Origin of the sequence: Micromonospora sediminimaris, from assembly GCF_016863575.1 — a bacterium.
Taxonomy (GTDB): domain Bacteria; phylum Actinomycetota; class Actinomycetes; order Mycobacteriales; family Micromonosporaceae; genus Micromonospora; species Micromonospora sediminimaris.
Window position 1 is genome coordinate 123,746 of record NZ_BOPD01000008.1, and the last position, 16,475, is coordinate 140,220.

Annotated in this window: 15 protein-coding genes; 2 read left to right on the forward strand and 13 right to left on the reverse strand. The window is 71.0% G+C overall.

From position 1 onward, the window contains the following. Positions 1-53: 53 nt before the first annotated feature. From Vse01_RS06150 to Vse01_RS06175, 6 genes are all read right to left on the reverse strand, one after another. Positions 54-1,184 carry a branched-chain amino acid ABC transporter permease gene (locus Vse01_RS06150; protein WP_093403527.1) on the reverse strand — a complete coding sequence of 377 codons (1,131 nt, stop codon included), beginning with the start codon at positions 1,182-1,184 and terminating at the stop codon, positions 54-56. Then, complete coding sequence (locus Vse01_RS06155; protein ID WP_093403525.1) at positions 1,181-2,071, reverse strand: branched-chain amino acid ABC transporter permease; 891 nt, start codon at positions 2,069-2,071, stop codon at positions 1,181-1,183. Before Vse01_RS06155 ends, Vse01_RS06150 begins: the two co-directional genes overlap by 4 nt. Continuing rightward, positions 2,071-2,847, reverse strand: coding sequence for an ABC transporter ATP-binding protein (locus Vse01_RS06160; RefSeq protein WP_093403523.1), 777 nt, complete (start codon positions 2,845-2,847; stop codon positions 2,071-2,073). The genes Vse01_RS06155 and Vse01_RS06160 overlap by 1 nt, the downstream gene beginning before the upstream one ends. Continuing rightward, complete coding sequence (locus Vse01_RS06165; protein WP_093403522.1) at positions 2,844-3,587, reverse strand: ABC transporter ATP-binding protein; 744 nt, start codon at positions 3,585-3,587, stop codon at positions 2,844-2,846. Before Vse01_RS06165 ends, Vse01_RS06160 begins: the two co-directional genes overlap by 4 nt. 6 nt (positions 3,588-3,593) lie before the next feature. Beyond that, the gene (locus Vse01_RS06170) at positions 3,594-4,799 is read right to left on the reverse strand and encodes a substrate-binding domain-containing protein (RefSeq protein WP_093403520.1); all 1,206 of its coding nucleotides are present in this window, start codon (positions 4,797-4,799) and stop codon (positions 3,594-3,596) included. Positions 4,800-5,124: 325 nt separating this feature from the next. After that, the gene (locus Vse01_RS06175) at positions 5,125-5,325 is read right to left on the reverse strand and encodes a hypothetical protein (RefSeq protein ID WP_139233129.1); all 201 of its coding nucleotides are present in this window, start codon (positions 5,323-5,325) and stop codon (positions 5,125-5,127) included. A gap of 183 nt (positions 5,326-5,508) precedes the next feature. Here Vse01_RS06175 and Vse01_RS06180 point away from each other — a divergent pair, with 183 nt between their 5' ends. Then, complete coding sequence (locus Vse01_RS06180; RefSeq protein ID WP_093403517.1) at positions 5,509-6,843, forward strand: TrkH family potassium uptake protein; 1,335 nt, start codon at positions 5,509-5,511, stop codon at positions 6,841-6,843. Continuing rightward, a complete protein-coding gene (locus Vse01_RS06185; RefSeq protein ID WP_093403516.1) occupies positions 6,833-7,504 on the forward strand; it encodes a potassium channel family protein in 672 nt (223 codons plus the stop codon). The genes Vse01_RS06180 and Vse01_RS06185 overlap by 11 nt, the downstream gene beginning before the upstream one ends. A 9-nt stretch (positions 7,505-7,513) precedes the next feature. Here Vse01_RS06185 and Vse01_RS06190 read toward each other — a convergent pair whose 3' ends face one another. The 7 genes from Vse01_RS06190 to Vse01_RS06220 form a co-directional block, all read right to left on the reverse strand. Then, positions 7,514-9,175, reverse strand: a complete 1,662-nt coding sequence (locus Vse01_RS06190) for a serine/threonine-protein kinase (protein ID WP_093403514.1) — start codon at positions 9,173-9,175, stop codon at positions 7,514-7,516. 71 nt (positions 9,176-9,246) lie between these two features. Next, the gene (locus Vse01_RS06195) at positions 9,247-10,800 is read right to left on the reverse strand and encodes a fused MFS/spermidine synthase (protein WP_093403513.1); all 1,554 of its coding nucleotides are present in this window, start codon (positions 10,798-10,800) and stop codon (positions 9,247-9,249) included. A 36-nt stretch (positions 10,801-10,836) separates the two neighbouring features. After that, entirely contained in the window at positions 10,837-11,841 is a 1,005-nt protein-coding gene (locus Vse01_RS06200) for a coiled-coil domain-containing protein (RefSeq protein ID WP_093403511.1), read from the reverse strand. Positions 11,842-12,135: 294 nt separating this feature from the next. Continuing rightward, the gene (locus tag Vse01_RS06205) at positions 12,136-12,945 is read right to left on the reverse strand and encodes an inositol monophosphatase family protein (RefSeq protein ID WP_093403509.1); all 810 of its coding nucleotides are present in this window, start codon (positions 12,943-12,945) and stop codon (positions 12,136-12,138) included. Then, the gene (locus Vse01_RS06210) at positions 12,938-13,390 is read right to left on the reverse strand and encodes a response regulator (RefSeq protein WP_093403507.1); all 453 of its coding nucleotides are present in this window, start codon (positions 13,388-13,390) and stop codon (positions 12,938-12,940) included. The genes Vse01_RS06205 and Vse01_RS06210 overlap by 8 nt, the downstream gene beginning before the upstream one ends. Continuing rightward, complete coding sequence (locus tag Vse01_RS06215) at positions 13,387-15,177, reverse strand: sensor histidine kinase (RefSeq protein ID WP_093403505.1); 1,791 nt, start codon at positions 15,175-15,177, stop codon at positions 13,387-13,389. The genes Vse01_RS06210 and Vse01_RS06215 overlap by 4 nt, the downstream gene beginning before the upstream one ends. Continuing rightward, entirely contained in the window at positions 15,174-16,424 is a 1,251-nt protein-coding gene (locus Vse01_RS06220; RefSeq protein WP_170863401.1) for a PP2C family protein-serine/threonine phosphatase, read from the reverse strand. The genes Vse01_RS06215 and Vse01_RS06220 overlap by 4 nt, the downstream gene beginning before the upstream one ends. Positions 16,425-16,475: the final 51 nt, after the last annotated feature.

Here is a 16,475-nt window from a genome sequence, read left to right on the forward strand (position 1 = left end):
AGGCTAGCGCGGCGGGACGGCACGCCGTCCGTGCCGTCCCGCCGACCTCGTAATCAACCTCGCTGGCGGGAGCCGGGACGCAGGGAGTCACGGAGCAGGGCCAGGCGAGGAGCGAGGCTGGCCAGGCCACCGGGGAAGAAGTAGACGGCCAGGATGAAGACCGTGCCGAGCACGAACAGCGGCTGGGACAGCGGCCGGCTGAGGAACGCCGGCAACGCGTTCACCGCGTCGGAGGTGCCGAACGACACCAGTCGGTGGTCCAGGTACATGTAGAGGATGCCGCCCAGCACCGGGCCCCACCGGGTACCCGGCCCGCCGAGGACCACCATCACCAGCAGCGACAGGGTCAGCTCGCTGCTGGTGATGTGCGGCGAGGCACCGCCGACGATCAGGCAGTAGACCGCCCCGCCGGCCGCCGCCAAGCCGCCGGCCAGCGTGAAGGCGACCAGCTTGAAGCGGTACGGATCCAGCCCGAGCACGCCGATGCGGCGCTCGTCGTCGCGCAACCCGGCCAGCACCCGCCCGGTCGGCGAGCCACTGACCCGGTGCACCACGAAGACCACCACCACGAGATACGCCAGCGCCAACCAGTACAGGTTTACCGTGTTGGTGACCCCGACCAGCCCGTCCGGCAGCCCGGCGACGTCAAGCGGCAGCCCCTCCTCACCACCGGTGAGGCCACCGAAGTCCCGGGCCACCAGGATCGCCCCGACCTGCGCGAACGCCAGCGTCACCATGGCGAAGGCGATGCCGACCGTACGCAGCGCCACGGCACCGAGCAGCCCGGCGAGGATGGTTCCGCCCACGATGGCCAGCGGTGCGGCCTGCCACAGCGGCAGCCCGGCCCGGGTGATCAGGATGTCGGTGCCGTAGACGCCGGCGGCGAAGTAGAGGGCGTGGCCGAAGGAGAGCATTCCGGTGCGCCCGAAAAGCAGGTCGTAACCGGCCGCCAGACCGCCGAAGACCAGACACACGGCGAGCAGTTGCAGGGTGCCCGGCGAGTTCAGCGCGCCCTCGAAGATGCCCGGCAGGTGCAGCGTCGAGTACGGCAGGATCAGCGCCACCACCAGCGCGACCAGCGGCAGGAACGGGCGGAGCCGGCCCCAGCGGCCTGGTTGCTCGGTCAACTCGTCGGGCACCGCCGCCGGTGGTGCCGAAACCTCGGGGCTCTTGACCTCGGTCATGCCGTAACCGCCTTCCCGGCGATGCCCTGCGGACGCAGCAGCAGCACCACGGCCAGCAACGCCACCACGCAGATGTCACCCAGTCCGGAGGTGCCGTAGTAGTTGACGAACTGTTGCAGCAGCCCGACCGCGACCGCCGCGTACGCGGACCCGACCACCGAGCCCATGCCGCCGATGACCACCACGATGAACGCGAAGATCAGCAGCGAGCCGCCCTGCTGCGGCGAGACGGTGCCGAAGTAGACGCTGCCCAGCGCCCCGGCCAACGCTGCCGCCGCCCCGCCGATGGCGAAGACCAGGGTGAACGCCTTGCGTACGTCGATGCCCAGCGCGGTCACCATCTCCCGGTTCTCCACGCCGGCCCGGATGATCAGGCCGTAGCGGGTCCAGCGGAGGAAGGCGAGGATCGCGCCGAGCACCAGCGCCGCAGCGACGATCAGCAGGAGACCTCCGTTGGGCACCTGCGCGCCGAAGATCGAGGTCACCTCGCGGGTCCATGCCGGACGGGGGAAGGGTCGGGCGTCGGCGCCCCAGGTGGCCTGCAACAACGCCACGCCGGCCAGCGAGAGGCCGACGGTGACCAGCACCTGCTCGATGGTGCGCGAGTAGAGCGGCCGGATCAGCACCAGCTCGACAAGCACCGCCATCAGCGTGCCGGCGGCCACCCCGAAGGCGACCGCGACCACGAAACCGAGGCCGTCGGGGCCGGCGCCGGGCAGGTTCCCCGCCGCCCACCAGGTGGCGTACGCGCCGACGCCGAGGAACAGCCCGTGCGCGAAGTTGAGCACGTCGGCCAGGCCGAAGACCAGCGACAGCCCGGAGGCGACCAGGAAGTAGAGGGCGGCCAGGCCGAGCCCGGTAAGCGTCAGCAGAATGATCGCGTCCATCAGTTGCCGTCCTCCGGGGCCGACGCGGCGGCGGCCGGCTGGCTGGCGGGCTGGTGGCCCTCTACCGAGCCGACGCCGAGCAGGGACCGGGTCAGCGCGGTTTCCAACAGCAACTCCTGGGCGTCGCCGGCCCAGGCGACCCGTCCGGCGGCGAGCACCACCGCGTCGCGGGCCAGCCGCCGGACCACCGCCAGGTTCTGCTCGACCAGCAGCACCGGCACGGACTCCGCGACCCGTTCCAGCACCTCGGCCACCTCGGTCACCACCTTCGGCGCCAACCCCTTGGTCGGCTCGTCGACCAGCAGCAGCCGGTTGTCGTTGAGCAGCACCCGGCCGATGGCGAGCATCTGCTGCTGCCCGCCGGAGAGCGATCCGGCCCGCTGCCGGGAACGCCGGTCCAGCTCGGGAAAGAGTGCGAACACCCGGTCGTACGCTGCGGTGGTGCCGCGCCGCTCGGCGAGCCGCAGGTTCTCCGCGACGGTGAGTCCGGCGAAGACGCAGCGGTCCTCGGGCACGTAGCCGAGCCCATCGCGGACCAGGCGGTGGGTCCGCTGGGAAAGCAGGCTCCGGGCGCCCATCCGGACCGTGCCGCGTACCTCGCCGCTGCGCGGAGTCAGCCCGACGACGGCGCGCAGCGTGGTGGTCTTGCCGACCCCGTTGCGGCCGAGCAGCACGGTGACCCCGGTCGGCGCGACCGTGAACGACACTCCCTGGAGGATGTGCAGCCCGGCGATCCGGACCGACAGATCCTCCACGGTCAATACGGGTTCGCTCACAGCGACTCCCCGAGGTAGGCCTCTTGTACGGTCGGGTTGGCCATCACTGTCTCCGGCGTGTCGCACGCCAGCAACGCGCCGTGGTGCATCACGGCGATCCGGTCGGCCAGTTCGAGGATCACGTCCATGTGGTGCTCCACCATCAGCACCGCTCGACCGCTGTCCCCGGTCAACGCACGGATCACCTGGACCAGTTCCGGCACGTCCTCGGCGCTGACCCCGGCCATCGGCTCGTCGAGCAGCATCACCCGTGGCTCGCCGGCCAGCAGCAGGGCGATCTCCAGCTTCCGCTTCTCGCCGTGGGCGAGGGTGCCGGCCAACGCCGTACCCCGGTGGGCCAGGCCGACCCGGTCGAGCGCCGCGTCGGCGGCGGCGGCGACCTCCCGGTCGGCCGCCGCCCGCCGCCACAGCTTCAGCGAACCCCCGCGGTGTGCCTGCACGGCGAGCCGGACGTTCTCCCGCACGCTCAACGAACCGAACACCGAGGACGCCTGGAACGTACGGCCCAGGCCCAGCCGGGCCCGCCGGTACGGCGGCAGGGCGGAGATGTCCTGCCCGTCCAGGGTCACCCGGCCTTCGGTGGCTCGGCGCAGGCCGGTGATCAGGTTGAACAGTGAGGTCTTGCCGGCGCCGTTGGGACCGATCACGCCGAGGAACTCCCCGGGTGCCAGGTCCAGATAGACGGAGTCGACGATGGAGACCTCACCGATCCGCCAGGTCAGACCGCGGGTGGCGAGCATCTCGCGTCAGCCCTTCATTGCCTGGACCGGCGGCGCGGTCTCGTCACCGGTGAGCGCCTTCTGAGCGGTCGCGGTGAACGTGTCGCCGCTTCCGGTCAGGCTCGCCTGGTACATCGGCTGGAGCAGCGCGTGGTCCTCGGCACGGATGGTCATGCTGCCCTTGACGCTCTCGAAGCTCCAGCCCTCCAGCGCGGTGACCATCTTCTCGACGTCGTCGCCACCCTCGGTCACGGCGCGGACCACCATCTGCGCGGCGGCGAACCCGTCCGGGTGGAACAGGTCGAGCGTGCCGCCGGGGACCTTCGCCTTCGCGGCCTTGGCCGCCTCGGTGTCGCTGGCCCCGTCGAAGTAGTGCGACAGGAAGGAGATCTTGCTGCCGGCGGCACCGAAGGTCGGCCAGGAGGTGCGGATGTCCAGGCCCGTGACGACCGTGGTGGAGGTGAGCACGCCCTGCTGGTCCAGGGTCTGCCACATGGCCGGGGCGGTGGTACCGGCCCAGGCCACGAAGAGCAGGTCCGGCTTGGCGGACTTGATCTGGCTGGCGAACGGGGTGAACTCGGTCGCGCTGGCCGGCGCCCGGACGGCGCTGACGCTCGCGCCGGCTCCACCGATGACGGCCTTGACCGCGGCCTCGTTGGCGTCGCCGAAGGCGCCGTCCTGGGCGAAAACCACCACCTTCTTGCCGGCCGGGTCGCCGATGAACGACTTCGCGGTCACCACGTCCTGGTACGACTGCCGGCCGGAGCGGAACGTGTACTTGTTCGCGCCGGTCACCGCGTCGGTGGCGGCCGGGCCGGAGATGAACAGCACCTTGTTCTGCGCGGCGATCGGGGCGACCTGGAGCGCCACGCCCGAGGCCGTCGAACCAGCGATGATCTTGTTGCCCTTGCCGATCAGATCCTTGGCCGCGGAGACCGCCTTCGCCGGATCACCGGCGTCGTCGACCTCGGTGATCTCGATCGTGCGGTCGCCGACCTTGTTGGTGCCGTCGGTGGCGAAGTCCAGGCCGGCCCTGAACCCCTCGATGTACTGCTTTCCGTAACTGGCCAGCGCTCCCGACTGGGAGTAGACCAGACCAACCTTCACCGGGGCGGCGCTGTCGCCGCCGCCGTTGGCGGTGTCCTGAGGGCTGCCACAGGCCGTGGCGGCGATCGCCGCGGCCATCATCGTGGCGGCGGAGATGAACACCCGCCGTGTCGTCCGGACCGTCATTGCGACTCCACGTGAGGACTCAGAGGGAGGAACCTTATGTGTCGGCTCACGCTAGAAGTGACGTCACCCACGGGCCATGTGGTCGAAACACACAAGTAACCGGGCCGAGGTGGCCGGCACTTACAAGCCCGGAGCCCGGGCGCACCGGCCCAGCACAACGGCGGTCGCCCGCTGCCACGGTTCGCGGCCGTCATGTGTCGCCCCCCGCCACGGTCCGCCGCCCACTCGCGAACGCTCTCCGGCGACGACGAGTTGCGGCATGTCGGGGCGTCCGGGCCAGCCGAAGGCACAGGTTGCGGTGTCTCGTGGGACGGCGGCCTGTTTCCTACCCGGCGGTCAGCTGCTCGGCCAGTCGGTCCAGGCCACTCTTGATCAACCGGCCGTAGTCGTCGTCAGCGAGCTCGGCCATCCCCGCCTCCGCGCGGTGGAGGTGGGCGCGGGCCAGGTCGAGATCACCCAGTCTGCGGTAGCAGTCACCGAGGTTGAGGTGCAGTGACGGATACAGGCCGGCCACGGTCATCGGCACGCCGGCCTCCGCGACCCGGGCGTCGGTGATCTGGTCGGCCAGGGTCGCCAGCGCCCGAGGCCGCAGTATCCCCGAAGTTGCCGGCTAGACCGGGACGGGGCAGAGCAAGGGCGGGCCCGGGGTGCGGGGCGTCGGGATGTCGGTTCAGGCCCGGAACCGCGCGCAGAATCGGAAGATTGTCTGGTGCGTCGGTTTCTTCGTCACCCGGTGCGGCTCGTGCCGCTGGTCTTCCTGGTGGCGATCCTGATCGGCACCGGCCTGTTGATGCTGCGGCCGATGACCATCGAGTACCAGCACACCTCGTTCATGACCGCGCTGTTCACCGCCACGTCGGCCATCTCGGTGACCGGCCTTACCGTCACCGACACCCCGAACTACTGGTCCGGCTCCGGGCTGGCGCTCATCACCGTGCTCACCCAGTTGGGTGGGCTCGGCATCCTGACCGGTGCCGCGCTGGTGATCCTCACCGTGTCCCGGCGGCTCGGGCTGCACAACCGGCTGCTGTTGCGGGCCGAGACCGCGGAGTACGGGATCGGCGACGTACGCCGACTGCTGCTGCGCATCGCCACCACGGTCTTCGCCTGCGAGCTGGCGATGACCGTCGTCGTCACCGGGCGGCTCTGGCTGGGCTACGACCAGCCATTCCGGCAGTCCCTCTGGTCCGCCGCGTTCCACTCCATCCAGGCCTTCAACAACTGCGGATTCTCGCTCTACCCCGACGGGCTGTTGGCCTTCTCCCGTGACCCGTGGATCAGCCTGCCGTTGGCCCTCGGCGCGATCGTCGGCGGTCTCGGCTTCCCGGCCCTGTTCGAAGCGGTCCGCGAGTGGCGGCAGCCGGCGCGCTGGGCGGTCGCCACCAAGCTGACCATCTGGGGCAGCGCGGCGCTTGTCGTGTTCGGTGCGGTCGCGTTCCTGTCCGCCGAGTGGGCCAACCCGTGGACCGTCGGCCAGTACGACGTACCCGGCAAGGTGGTGGCCGCGTTCACGCAGATCGCGTTGGCCCGCACCGGCGGCTTCGAGGTGGTGCCGACCGGCCTGCTCCGCGAGGAGAGCCACGTCCTGCTGATCGGGCTGATGTTCATTGGCGGCGGCAGCGCCAGCACCGCCGGTGGGATCAAGGTCTCCACCTTCTTCCTGCTCGCCTTCGTCATCTGGGCGGAGGTCCGCGGCGAGCCGGACGTCACGGTCGGTCACCGTCGGATCGCCACCGCCAGTCAGCGGCAGGCCCTCACCGTCGCGCTGCTCAGCGTCGCGATCGTGGCCGGCGGGACCGCCACGCTGATCGCGATGACCGACAAGCTTCCGTTCTACGCCGCGTTGTTCGAGGTCACGTCGGCGTTCAGCACCACCGGGCTCTCGGTGGGCGTCCTGTCCTCCCTGTCCGACGGTGGCCAGTTCCTGCTGACCGTGCTCATGTACGTCGGCCGGGTCGGGCCGCTCACCTTCGGCTCGGCGATCGCGCTGAACACCCGACGTCGGCTGTACCGATACCCAGAGGAGCAACCCATTGTCGGATAGGAAATCGGACCCGGGCGGCATCGCCGTGATCGGCCTCGGCCGGTTCGGCAGCCATCTGGCCGAATCGCTCTCCGCCCTCGGCCGCGAGGTGCTGGCCATCGACCGGGACGCTCAGCAGGTGCAGAAGTGGTCGTCGATGCTCGACCAGGTGGCGCAGGCCGACGCCACCGACGAGGGCGCGCTGCGCCAGCTCGGCCTGACCGACCTGCCCCGGGTGGTGGTGGCCATCGGCGCCTCCGTCGAGGCCAGCGTGCTCACCGTGCTCGCGCTTGTGGAATTGGGCATTCCGCAGATCTGGGCCCGGGCGACATCGGGGCAGCACGCGAAGATCCTCTCCTCGGTCGGCGCGCACCGCGTGATCTTTCCCGAGGCGGAGACCGGCGAGCGGCTCGCCCATTTGATCATCAGCCGGACGCTCGACTTCGTGGAGTTCGATGAGGCCTTCGCAGTGGCACGGGTCCGCGTTCCGCGGTCGCTCGCCGGTCGCCCGACCAGCGAGATTCAACTGCTGGACCGCTACGGCGTACGGGTGATCGGGGTGAAGCGGCCGGGCGAGAACCGGTACCGGTACGCCTCGCACGTCCTGGACCTCACCGAGGACACCATCCTCATCGTGGAGGGAACCATCGAACAGATCCAGCGTTTCGCCGCGCTGTCCTGACCGCTCAACTCACCGGCTGGAGCCCTTGCCAGGCTTGTCCGGCTGCGGCTTCCCTCCACCCTTGCCCTTCGCCTTGCCGTCGTCCGGCTTGGCCTTCTCGGCCTTGGGCTTCTTCGCCTTGGGTTTCGAGTCACCGGACCCGGCCTTGCCGGCCGTCGCCTTCACCGTCTTGGCCGTGGCCGACTTGGTGGGTGCCGGTTTGGTGGTGGGCGCGGTGCCAGCGACCCCGGAGACCTGAACCCCGCACACCGCCGTGCCGATCCGGAACTCCACCGGCAGCGGGTTCGTCCCGGAGTACCGCCCGGTCAGGTTCACCTTCTCGGTGGCACCCGGTGCCAGCGCCGGCCGCTGCGGGACCGGTTGCACCGCCACCGACCGGCCCTGTTGCCGCACCGGCACCGGTGTCGCGTCGGTCACCTGCTGCTCGCCGGGGAACGCGAAGCTCATGGTCCAGTCGCGCAGTTCACGATCGCCGGTGTTGGTCAGGCTCAGTTCCGCGGTGAAGTCCTTGCCGGAATCCTTGCGCAGCGCGTACGTCACCTGGCAGGGAATCTCCTGTTCGCCGCCGATGCGTGCCTGGGTCGGCTGATCGATTCCACCGCTGGCGGAGCTGTGCGACGTGACCCCCCAGACCGCCGCCGTGACGGCCATCAGCCCGGCGGCGGCCGTCACCGCCTCGATCCGGCGCCTGCGGTTCAGCCGGCGCCGGGTGCGCAGGCCGGCCAGGGGCAGCGCGTCGGTCGCCGCGGACCAGGGCAGGATCGTGGTACCGGCGTCGGCCAGCGACGACGGACCGATGTCACCCACGCCGGTGCCCACCGGCACCGTCGGCACCTTGCCGGCCGCCTCCGCGAGGACCCGGGCCAGCTCTGCGGTGGCCGGACGATCCGCCGGCCGCTTCGCCAGGCAGCGCTGCACGAGGTCGGCGACGGCACCGGGCAGGCCCGGCACGTCGGGCATCGGCTCCGGCTCGCGGTACATGTGGGCGCGCAGCATCTGGGTGGTGGTGTCGGCCTGCCAGGGCAGCCGACCGGTGAGCATCCGGTACAGCAGCAGCCCGACCGCGTACACGTCGGTGGCCGGGCTGACCTGGCCGTTGTCGAGCCGTTCCGGCGCGAGATACGCCGGGGTGCCGAGCAGGTTGCCGTCGGGCCCCTTCTCGCTCTCACCGACCAGCGCGGAGATGCCGAAGTCGACCACCTTCACCCCGGTCGCGGTGAGCATCACGTTGCCGGGGGTCACGTCGCGGTGCACCACGCCCCGGGCGTGCGCGGTGGCCAGCGCGGAGGCGACCTCGGCCGCCACCGCCACCGCCTCCCGCCACGGCAGGCGTCCGTCCCGGGCCAACCTCGCGGTCAGCGGACCGCCGTCGATCAGTTCCATCACCACGTACGGCACGGTCAACCCGACCTGCACGGACTCGCCGTAGTCGTACACGTTTGTGATGTTGGGGTGGCAGAGCCGGGCGGCGGCCTGGGCCTCGATCCGGATCCGGTGCCGAAACGCGCGGTCGCTGGCCAGCCGGGACGCGAGCACCTTGACCGCCACCTGCCGGCCGAGCACCTCGTCGTAGCCGCGCCAGACCACCGACATGCCGCCCGCGCCGAGCTGTTCGATGAGCCGGTACCGCTCACCGAGCAGTTGCGCGCCTCTGCTCACCGCACCACCCATGGTCGGCGTTGTTGCCCGACGTGAGGCCGCCTACACCTTTCTGGTCTGATTCGGTCACGGATGTCACCCGATCAGGCGGTGGCGAGCAGTTGGTCCACCGGAGCGTAGTCGTCGGTGAGCACCAGCGCGTCGCCGACGAAGTCCGTCAGGTCACCGCCGCTGAGCAGACTGGCCGGCTCGTTGGCGTCGTCGAGCCGGGCCCGTACCGCGGCCAGTGGCAGTGGCGCGTCGGAGGCCATGATGAGGAAGTTCGCACCCCGCTCGCCGGCCAGCGCCTCGGGCGGGGCGATCAGCGCGACATGCCCGAACTCGGCAGCGACGGTGGCCACCTCACTGCGGATGAACCGCAGCGGCGGGTAGTCGATGACATTCTGCACGTACACGCCAGCTGGGCGGGTCACCCGGCGGATCTCGGCGGCCATCTCCCGGGTGGCCAGGTGCCAGGGCACCACCAGGTGCCCGAAGGCGTCGCCCACCACGAAGTCGCGGCTGTCGGTCGCCTCGTCGGCCACCAGCATCCGGGCGTCGCCCACCACCGCCCGCAGGTCCGGTCCCTGGCGTACGCCGAGTCGCCGCTCCCCCAGCTCGACGAGCCCGCCGTCGATCTCGAACACCAGGTTGTCGGTGCCGGGCCGGGTGGCGGTCAGGTAACGCGGCACGGTGAACCCGCCCCCGCCCAGGTGCAGCGAGTCGAGCCGCTGGCCCGACGGGGCGAGCACGTCGGCCACCGCGCCGATCCACCGGGTGTACGCGTACTCCAGGTGGGTCGGGTCGTTCAGGTCCACGTACGAGTGCTGGGCCGAGTTGAGCAGCAGCGTCCGCCCGCTGGACCGACCCGGGTCGGCCTGTACCCGGGCACAGTGGTACGCCGTCTCGACGTCGCACGGGTTCGGGGCGACCATGGTCAGCCCGGCCCCGGCCAGGCCGAGCACCGCCAGGGCGGCCTTGACCCGGGCCGGCCCGGGAAGGGCGGCCCGGTCCTGCCGGTGCAGGTACACCCCCAGCGCGATACCGGTGATGCCCAGGGAGGCGGCCAGCCCGAACAGGATGACGGTGCTGGGCAGGGCCGCCACCAGCACGAAGCCGGTGACCAGGGTGGCCGTGACGGCGCCGAGGGTGCCGATGCCGGAGAGCCGGCCGACGACCTGGCCGGTGCGGCGCAGGTCGGCGAGCTGGAGTTTGATCACCAGTGGGCTGACCGCCGAGAGCAGCATCGCGGGCGCGAACACGGCGACCGCGACAAGCAGCAGAACCGCGCTTGCCGCACCGCCCCGCAGCACCTCACCGGCGTACCGCACCGCCGGCAGGGTGATCGCGGTGGCGATGCCGGAGAGCACCAGCGCCGGGGCCAGCAGCGTACGCGGGTTGCGCCGGTCGGCCAGCCAGCCACCCGCCCACGCCCCGTACGCGATCGCCGCCAACGCGATGCCGATGACCGAACTGGTCACCTGGAGGGTGACCCCGACGTACGGCCCGACCAGGCGCAGCGCGGCGGTCTCCAGGACCAGGACGGCACCACTGGAGTAGAAGACCAGGAACGCGGCGAGCCCGTTGGGCAGGGCCCGGGGCACCTCCGGCGAGGACGGCACGGATGGGGCCGCCACCTCAGGCGATGGAGAGTTCATCGTGGCGATGGTACGCAGCGGCCCCGGGCCGGCGGGTCAGTACATCGAGAGATGAACGTGGTTCGTGTGGTCGGCGGCCGGGCTGCCGCTACCGCTGTACGCCCGCCAACCGGTGCCCGGGTGCCAGATCTGGCGGTACCAGATGACGTAGAGCACGCCGAGCCGGTCGGCGTTGCGGACGTGCCAGGAGGCCAGGCTGTCACCGTACGACTTGTCGCCACCGGTAGCCGTGCGGTCCTCGAAGCCGTTCGTGGCGGCGGAGAAGTCGCAGGCCCGACCCTTGGGGTGCTCGCCGGAGCCGCCGCTGCGGTAGCAGGAGACGTGCCGCTTGTATCCGGCGGCCTGGGTCTGCTTCAGCGCGTGCAGCGTGCGGGGCGTGATGCAGCCCGAGGTGGTCGGGTCGTCCACCGAGCACGACTCGCCGGGCCAGGAACCGTCGGAGTTACGCGGTGCCGGCTTCGCCGAGGTGGAACTGCCACCGCTGAACCCGCCGCCGCTACCTGAGCTGACCGCGGCCAGGGCCGCCTCGGCCTCCTTCTTCTTCTTCGCCATCACGGCCAACTGCTTGGTCTGCTCGCGCACCTCGGCGTTGATCGCCAGCTTGGCCTGCCGGGCCTGCTCACGCGCCTCGGTCAGCTCCCGGATCCGGCGGCTGTCCCGCTGGGCCATCATGTCGAGGTTGGCGGCGCGCTGCACGAACGCCTCCGGCGTCGCGCTGTCCAGCAGTACGGCTGCCGGGCTGAGCCGCCCGACCCGGTAGGACTGTGCGGCCACCTCGCCGACCATGGCGGTCAGCTCGTTGAGCCGGCCCTCCATCGCGGACAACTCCTTGGCCATCTGCTTCTGCCGCTTCTTGGAGCCGTCCAGCTTGCGCTTGGCGTCGATGTGCGCCTTGGCGGTGGCTTCCAGGGCGTCCCGCAGCTTCTTGCTGCCACCCTCGTTGGGCTCGGCGTACGCCGGCACTGCACCCACCCCGAGCAGCAGCGCCACGGCGGCGAGCAGGGCGATCAGCGGCCGGTGGGCGTACCGCCGGACGGGCATGGACCTGCGCACGAAAGCATCCTTTCGTCGGCCGCCGGCCCCCGATGAGTTCCACTGCGCGGCGGCGGCCCCCGCCGGCGCCGGTCGGCGGCCTGCTGGCGGTAGGCCGCCGGTCAGGATACCGGAACCATCCCTCCCGACCAGCCCGCCGACCCTTGAACCCGTCCAATCCCAACCCCCCGCAACCACCCCCTCACCCTCCGCACCCCTACCCCGTGTTGATCATGAGGTTGGCGGCACTTTCGGATCGAACTCGCCGTCAACCTCATGATCAACACGGGTGGGCGCAGGGGATCAGGTGGGGAGGAGGGTGGTGTGGACTTTGGTCCAGACCTCCTGGTTGGCGGCTACCAGTAGGCCGTGTTCGGTGTCGGCGGGGTGGTAGTCCGTGCCGTCGAGCCGGCGGGCGACTCCGCCTGCGGCCCGCACCAGCAGGGTGCCTGGGCCGTGGTCCCAGGGCAGGGTCCGCCAGAACAGCACGAACTGCTGCTGGCCGGTGAGCACGTCGAGATACTCGCGACCGGCGCAATGCTGCCCCGGTAGCAGCTCGCCGAGCCGCGCACCGCCCGCCTCCACCGTGCGTCGGGAAGGCCCCGGCAGGAACTTCGTCATCGCGGTGCCCCGCAGCTCACCCGTTGGCGGTGCCCCGTCGGGCAGGTGCAACGGCCGACCGTCCAGGTACGTGCCCTCGCCGTTACGGCCGGTCGCCAGCGCGTCGGCCAACGGGTCGAACACCCAGGCGGCCACCGGCTCGCCATCGGTGAGCAGGGAGACCATCAAGGCGAACGGGCGGCGGCCCGCTGCGAAGTTCGCAGTGCCGTCGACCGGGTCGACCAGCCAGACGTCCCCCGAGGCACGCAGGTGACGCAGCAGGTCGGGATCGTCGGCCACCGCCTCCTCGCCGACCACCACCGAGCCGGGGCGCAGCCGGAGCAACCGGGCGCTGATCATTTCCTCGGCCCGCCGGTCGGCGACCGTGACAAGCTCACCGGGGGCCTTCTCGCTCACGTCGGCGGCGTCGAGATGGCGGAACAAGGGCAGCACGACGCGGTCGGCAGTCTCCCGCAGCAGCCCGCCGACGTCGTCGAGCAGGGTGTCAACCACGCGGCGGCAGCTTCACCACGCTGACGAAGAACTCGTCGATCTGCCGGACCACCGCGATGAACTGCTCGAAGTCGACCGGCTTGGTCACGTACGCGTTCGCATGCAGCTGGTAGCTGCGCAGGATGTCCTCGTCGGCCTGGGAGGTGGTAAGCACCACCACCGGGATCCGGCGGAGCTGCTCGTCCTTCTTGATCTCCTCCAGCACCTCCCGACCGTCCCGCCGGGGCAGGTTCAGGTCGAGCAGGATCAGGTCCGGCAGCTCCGCGTCCGCGTACTGGCCCTCGCGGCGCAGGTAGGCAAGCGCCTCGGCACCGTCGGACACGACGTTGAGCCGGTTGCGCAGCTTGTGCTCCTCGAACGCTTCCTGGGTCATCAACACGTCGCCCGGGTCGTCCTCGACCAGAAGCACCTCGATCGGGCTGTTACCGTCCGCCGGCGCGGTCATCCCACCGCCTCCTTCATGCCACCTGTCCCACCGCCGGCCTGTGGCAGGCCAGCGACGGCCGAGGGGCGTTGCGAGTCGCCGCCGGCCTCGGCGCCGACGGTACCGTCACCCACCGGGACCTCGTCATCGGCCCGGCCTGCCGCCGCGTCCGTCCCCACAGTCGCCGGAGCGGACCCGTCCGCAGCCTCCCCGTCCGCCGCGGACCCGTCCGCGCCGGTGGCGCTCTGCGCAGCCTCCGTGTCGGCGGGCAGCGCGGGCAGGGTGAAACGGATCGCCGTCCCCTCGGGCACGTCGGTGTCCACCCAGACCCGACCGCCGTGGTACTCCACGATCTTCTTGACGATCGCCAGCCCGATTCCGGTACCCGGGTACGCGTCCTTGGCGTGCAGTCGCTGGAAGATGACGAAGATCTTGTCGGCGAACTCCGGCTCGATCCCGATGCCGTTGTCCTGGCAGGTGATCTCCCAATCCTCGCCGATCAGCCGGGCCGAGACGTGCACCTTCGGCGGAACATCCGCCCGACGGAACTTCACGGAGTTGCTGACCAGGTTGACCAGCAGGTTGGTCAGCAGCGGCTCCTCGCCGCGGATCACCGGCAGCTCGCCCCAGGTCAGCTCGGCGTCGGCGTACTGCCGGGCCGGCTCGGTCTGTGCCGCCACCTCGGCCATCAGGCGGTTCAGGTCGACATCGGTGAAGCCCGTGGTGAGCCGGCCGATCCGGGAGAAGGCCAGCAGGTCGTTGATCAGCCGCTGCATCCGCTGCGCGCCGTCCACCGCGAAGGCGATGTACTGGTCGGCCCGCTCGTCGAGCCGCCCGGCATAACGCCGCTGGAGCAGCTGGCAGAAACTCGCCACCTTGCGCAACGGCTCCTGCAGGTCGTGCGAGGCGACGTAGGCGAACTGCTCCAGGTCACGGTTGGACCGGGTCAGCTCCTCGGCCTGCTTCTGCAACTGGGTGTTGACCCACTCGATGCGCTCCCGGGCCTCACGCACCTCGGCCAGGTCCGCGGCGATCTTCTGGCGCATGGCGTCCACGTCCTCGCCGAGGCGCTGGAACTCCGGCGGACCGGTGCCGGTGATGCGGTGGCCGTAGTCGCCGACGGCGACCTCCCGAACCTGCCCGGCCAGGCTGGTCAGCGGACGGATCACCATCCGCTCCAGCGAGGTGAGCAGCACCACCCCGGTGACCAGCACCACGAGCGCCGCGATGACCAGCAGCAGCACCAGCAGGTTGCTCGTGCTGCGTACGTTCGCCGCGGCCTCGTCGCGAACCTCGAGGATGCCGTTCTGCAACACGTCGACGGCGACCCGGATCTGGTCGAACTGCTGCCGCGACTGGTCGGTGAGCAACTGCTGGCCGGCGGTGGCGCCACCGGTCTCGATGGCGGCGATGACCGGCAGGGCAACCGCCTGCCGCCACTGCTCCGCCCGCTGCTGCACCGTGCCGAACTCGTCACGCAGCTCCGGGTAGCTGGCCAACAGCCGGTCCATCGAGGCGGCCAGCTCCTGCTCCCGCTGCCGGCCGGTGTCGAACGGGGCGAGATCCTCCCGCTCGCCGGTCAGCGCGTACCCCCGGATCGCGGTCTCCTGGTCGACCAGGACCGCGAGCAGTTCCTGGGACTGGGCCCGCAACGGACCTGTCTCGTTGAGCACCGCGTCGATGTGCGCCCGGCTACGGGTGGCGACCACCGCCTCCGCGACGGCCACCCCGAGCAACAGCAACCCGACGACGGCGACGAGCAGGGCCAGCCGACCGCGCAGGCTCCAGCCGGCACCCGTGGCCGTCACCGGCCACCACCCCGCGTGACCAGCAGCATCGCCACATCGTCGGCGAACGGGCCGTCGTTGAGCTGCTCGGCCCGCCCGACCAGCCAGGCCGGCAGATCGGGCAGCGCAACCGCCCGACTGGCCGGCTCGGTCAGCAGGCGGGTCAGGCCGGGCACGTCGAGACGTTCGTCGCCCGCGCCCACCCGGCCCTCGATCAGACCATCGGTGTACATCAGCAGAGACCAGTCCTCGGTGTCGAACTTCAGGTCGAAGGCGACGGGCCGGCGCGGCCGTACGCCGAGCAGCAGACCACCCGGGGCAGGCACCGGAGTCACCCGCCCACCGGCGAGCAGCACCGGTGGCGGGTGGCCGGCCAGCCGCACCGTCGCCCGGCCGGCATTGAGGTCCAGCCGGGCCGTCGCCACGGTCGCGAAGATCTCCTGAAGCCGACGCTCGCTCATCAGCACCTGTTCCAGCGCGGGGAGCACCTCGTCGTCCGGTACCCCGGCGAGGATCAGCGCCCGCCAGGCCACCCGCAGCTCGACGCCGAGGGCCGCCTCGTCCACGCCGTGCCCACAGACATCGCCGATGATCAGATCCACCCGGTCGGGACGGGTCTGCACCACGTCGTAGAAGTCCCCGCCGATCAGTGCGGCGTGCCGGCCGGGCCGGTAGAAGGTGTGTACGGCGATCTGATCGGTCGACATCAGCGGCTGGGGCAGCAGGCCGCGCTCCAACCGGGCCGACTCGGCCTGGCGCAGCTCCACCTCACGCAGCCGGCGGGCGTTCTCGTCGGCCCGTTTGCGCTCCACCGCGTAGCGCAGTGCCCGGGTCAGCAGCACCCCGTCTACCTGGCCCTTGACCAGGTAGTCCTGAGCCCCCTCGGCAACCGCCACGATGCCCAGGTGCTCGTCGGTTCGACCGGTGAGCACGCAGACGGCCGCGCTGCCGGACATCTCCAGCACCTGCCGCAGCCCGTCCAGCCCCTGCGCGTCGGGCAGCCCCAGGTCGAGCAGTACGCAGTCGACCCCCGCGATCCGTTGGCGGGCCTCGCTCAGGCTGGTCGCCACCAGCAGGTCGATTCCGGAGTTCGTCTCGGCCAGCAACTCGCCGACCAGGAAGGCGTCACCCTCGTCGTCCTCCACCAGCAGCACGCTCAGCCGCTCCCCGGGTGGCAGGTTCGGGTTGCCACCCAGCCCTCCCTGCGGGTACGGCCACGACACGACGGAGGGACCGGTCATCCCGGTCCCCCGGGCCGGCCGGGTCACCGCCGCGATTGGCGGCTGATCGCTGGTGATGTCGGGCTCCTTCCGAGTGCC

Coding starts and splice junctions, on each gene's coding strand:
- Vse01_RS06150 (WP_093403527.1), bottom strand. CDS start 1,184: ATGACCGAGGTCAAGAGCCCCGAGGTTTCGGCACCACCGGCGGCGGTG.
- Vse01_RS06155 (WP_093403525.1), bottom strand. CDS start 2,071: ATGGACGCGATCATTCTGCTGACGCTTACCGGGCTCGGCCTGGCCGCC.
- Vse01_RS06165 (WP_093403522.1), bottom strand. CDS start 3,587: ATGCTCGCCACCCGCGGTCTGACCTGGCGGATCGGTGAGGTCTCCATC.
- Vse01_RS06170 (WP_093403520.1), bottom strand. CDS start 4,799: ATGACGGTCCGGACGACACGGCGGGTGTTCATCTCCGCCGCCACGATG.
- Vse01_RS06190 (WP_093403514.1), bottom strand. CDS start 9,175: ATGGGTGGTGCGGTGAGCAGAGGCGCGCAACTGCTCGGTGAGCGGTAC.
- Vse01_RS06195 (WP_093403513.1), bottom strand. CDS start 10,800: ATGAACTCTCCATCGCCTGAGGTGGCGGCCCCATCCGTGCCGTCCTCG.
- Vse01_RS06200 (WP_093403511.1), bottom strand. CDS start 11,841: ATGCCCGTCCGGCGGTACGCCCACCGGCCGCTGATCGCCCTGCTCGCC.
- Vse01_RS06210 (WP_093403507.1), bottom strand. CDS start 13,390: ATGACCGCGCCGGCGGACGGTAACAGCCCGATCGAGGTGCTTCTGGTC.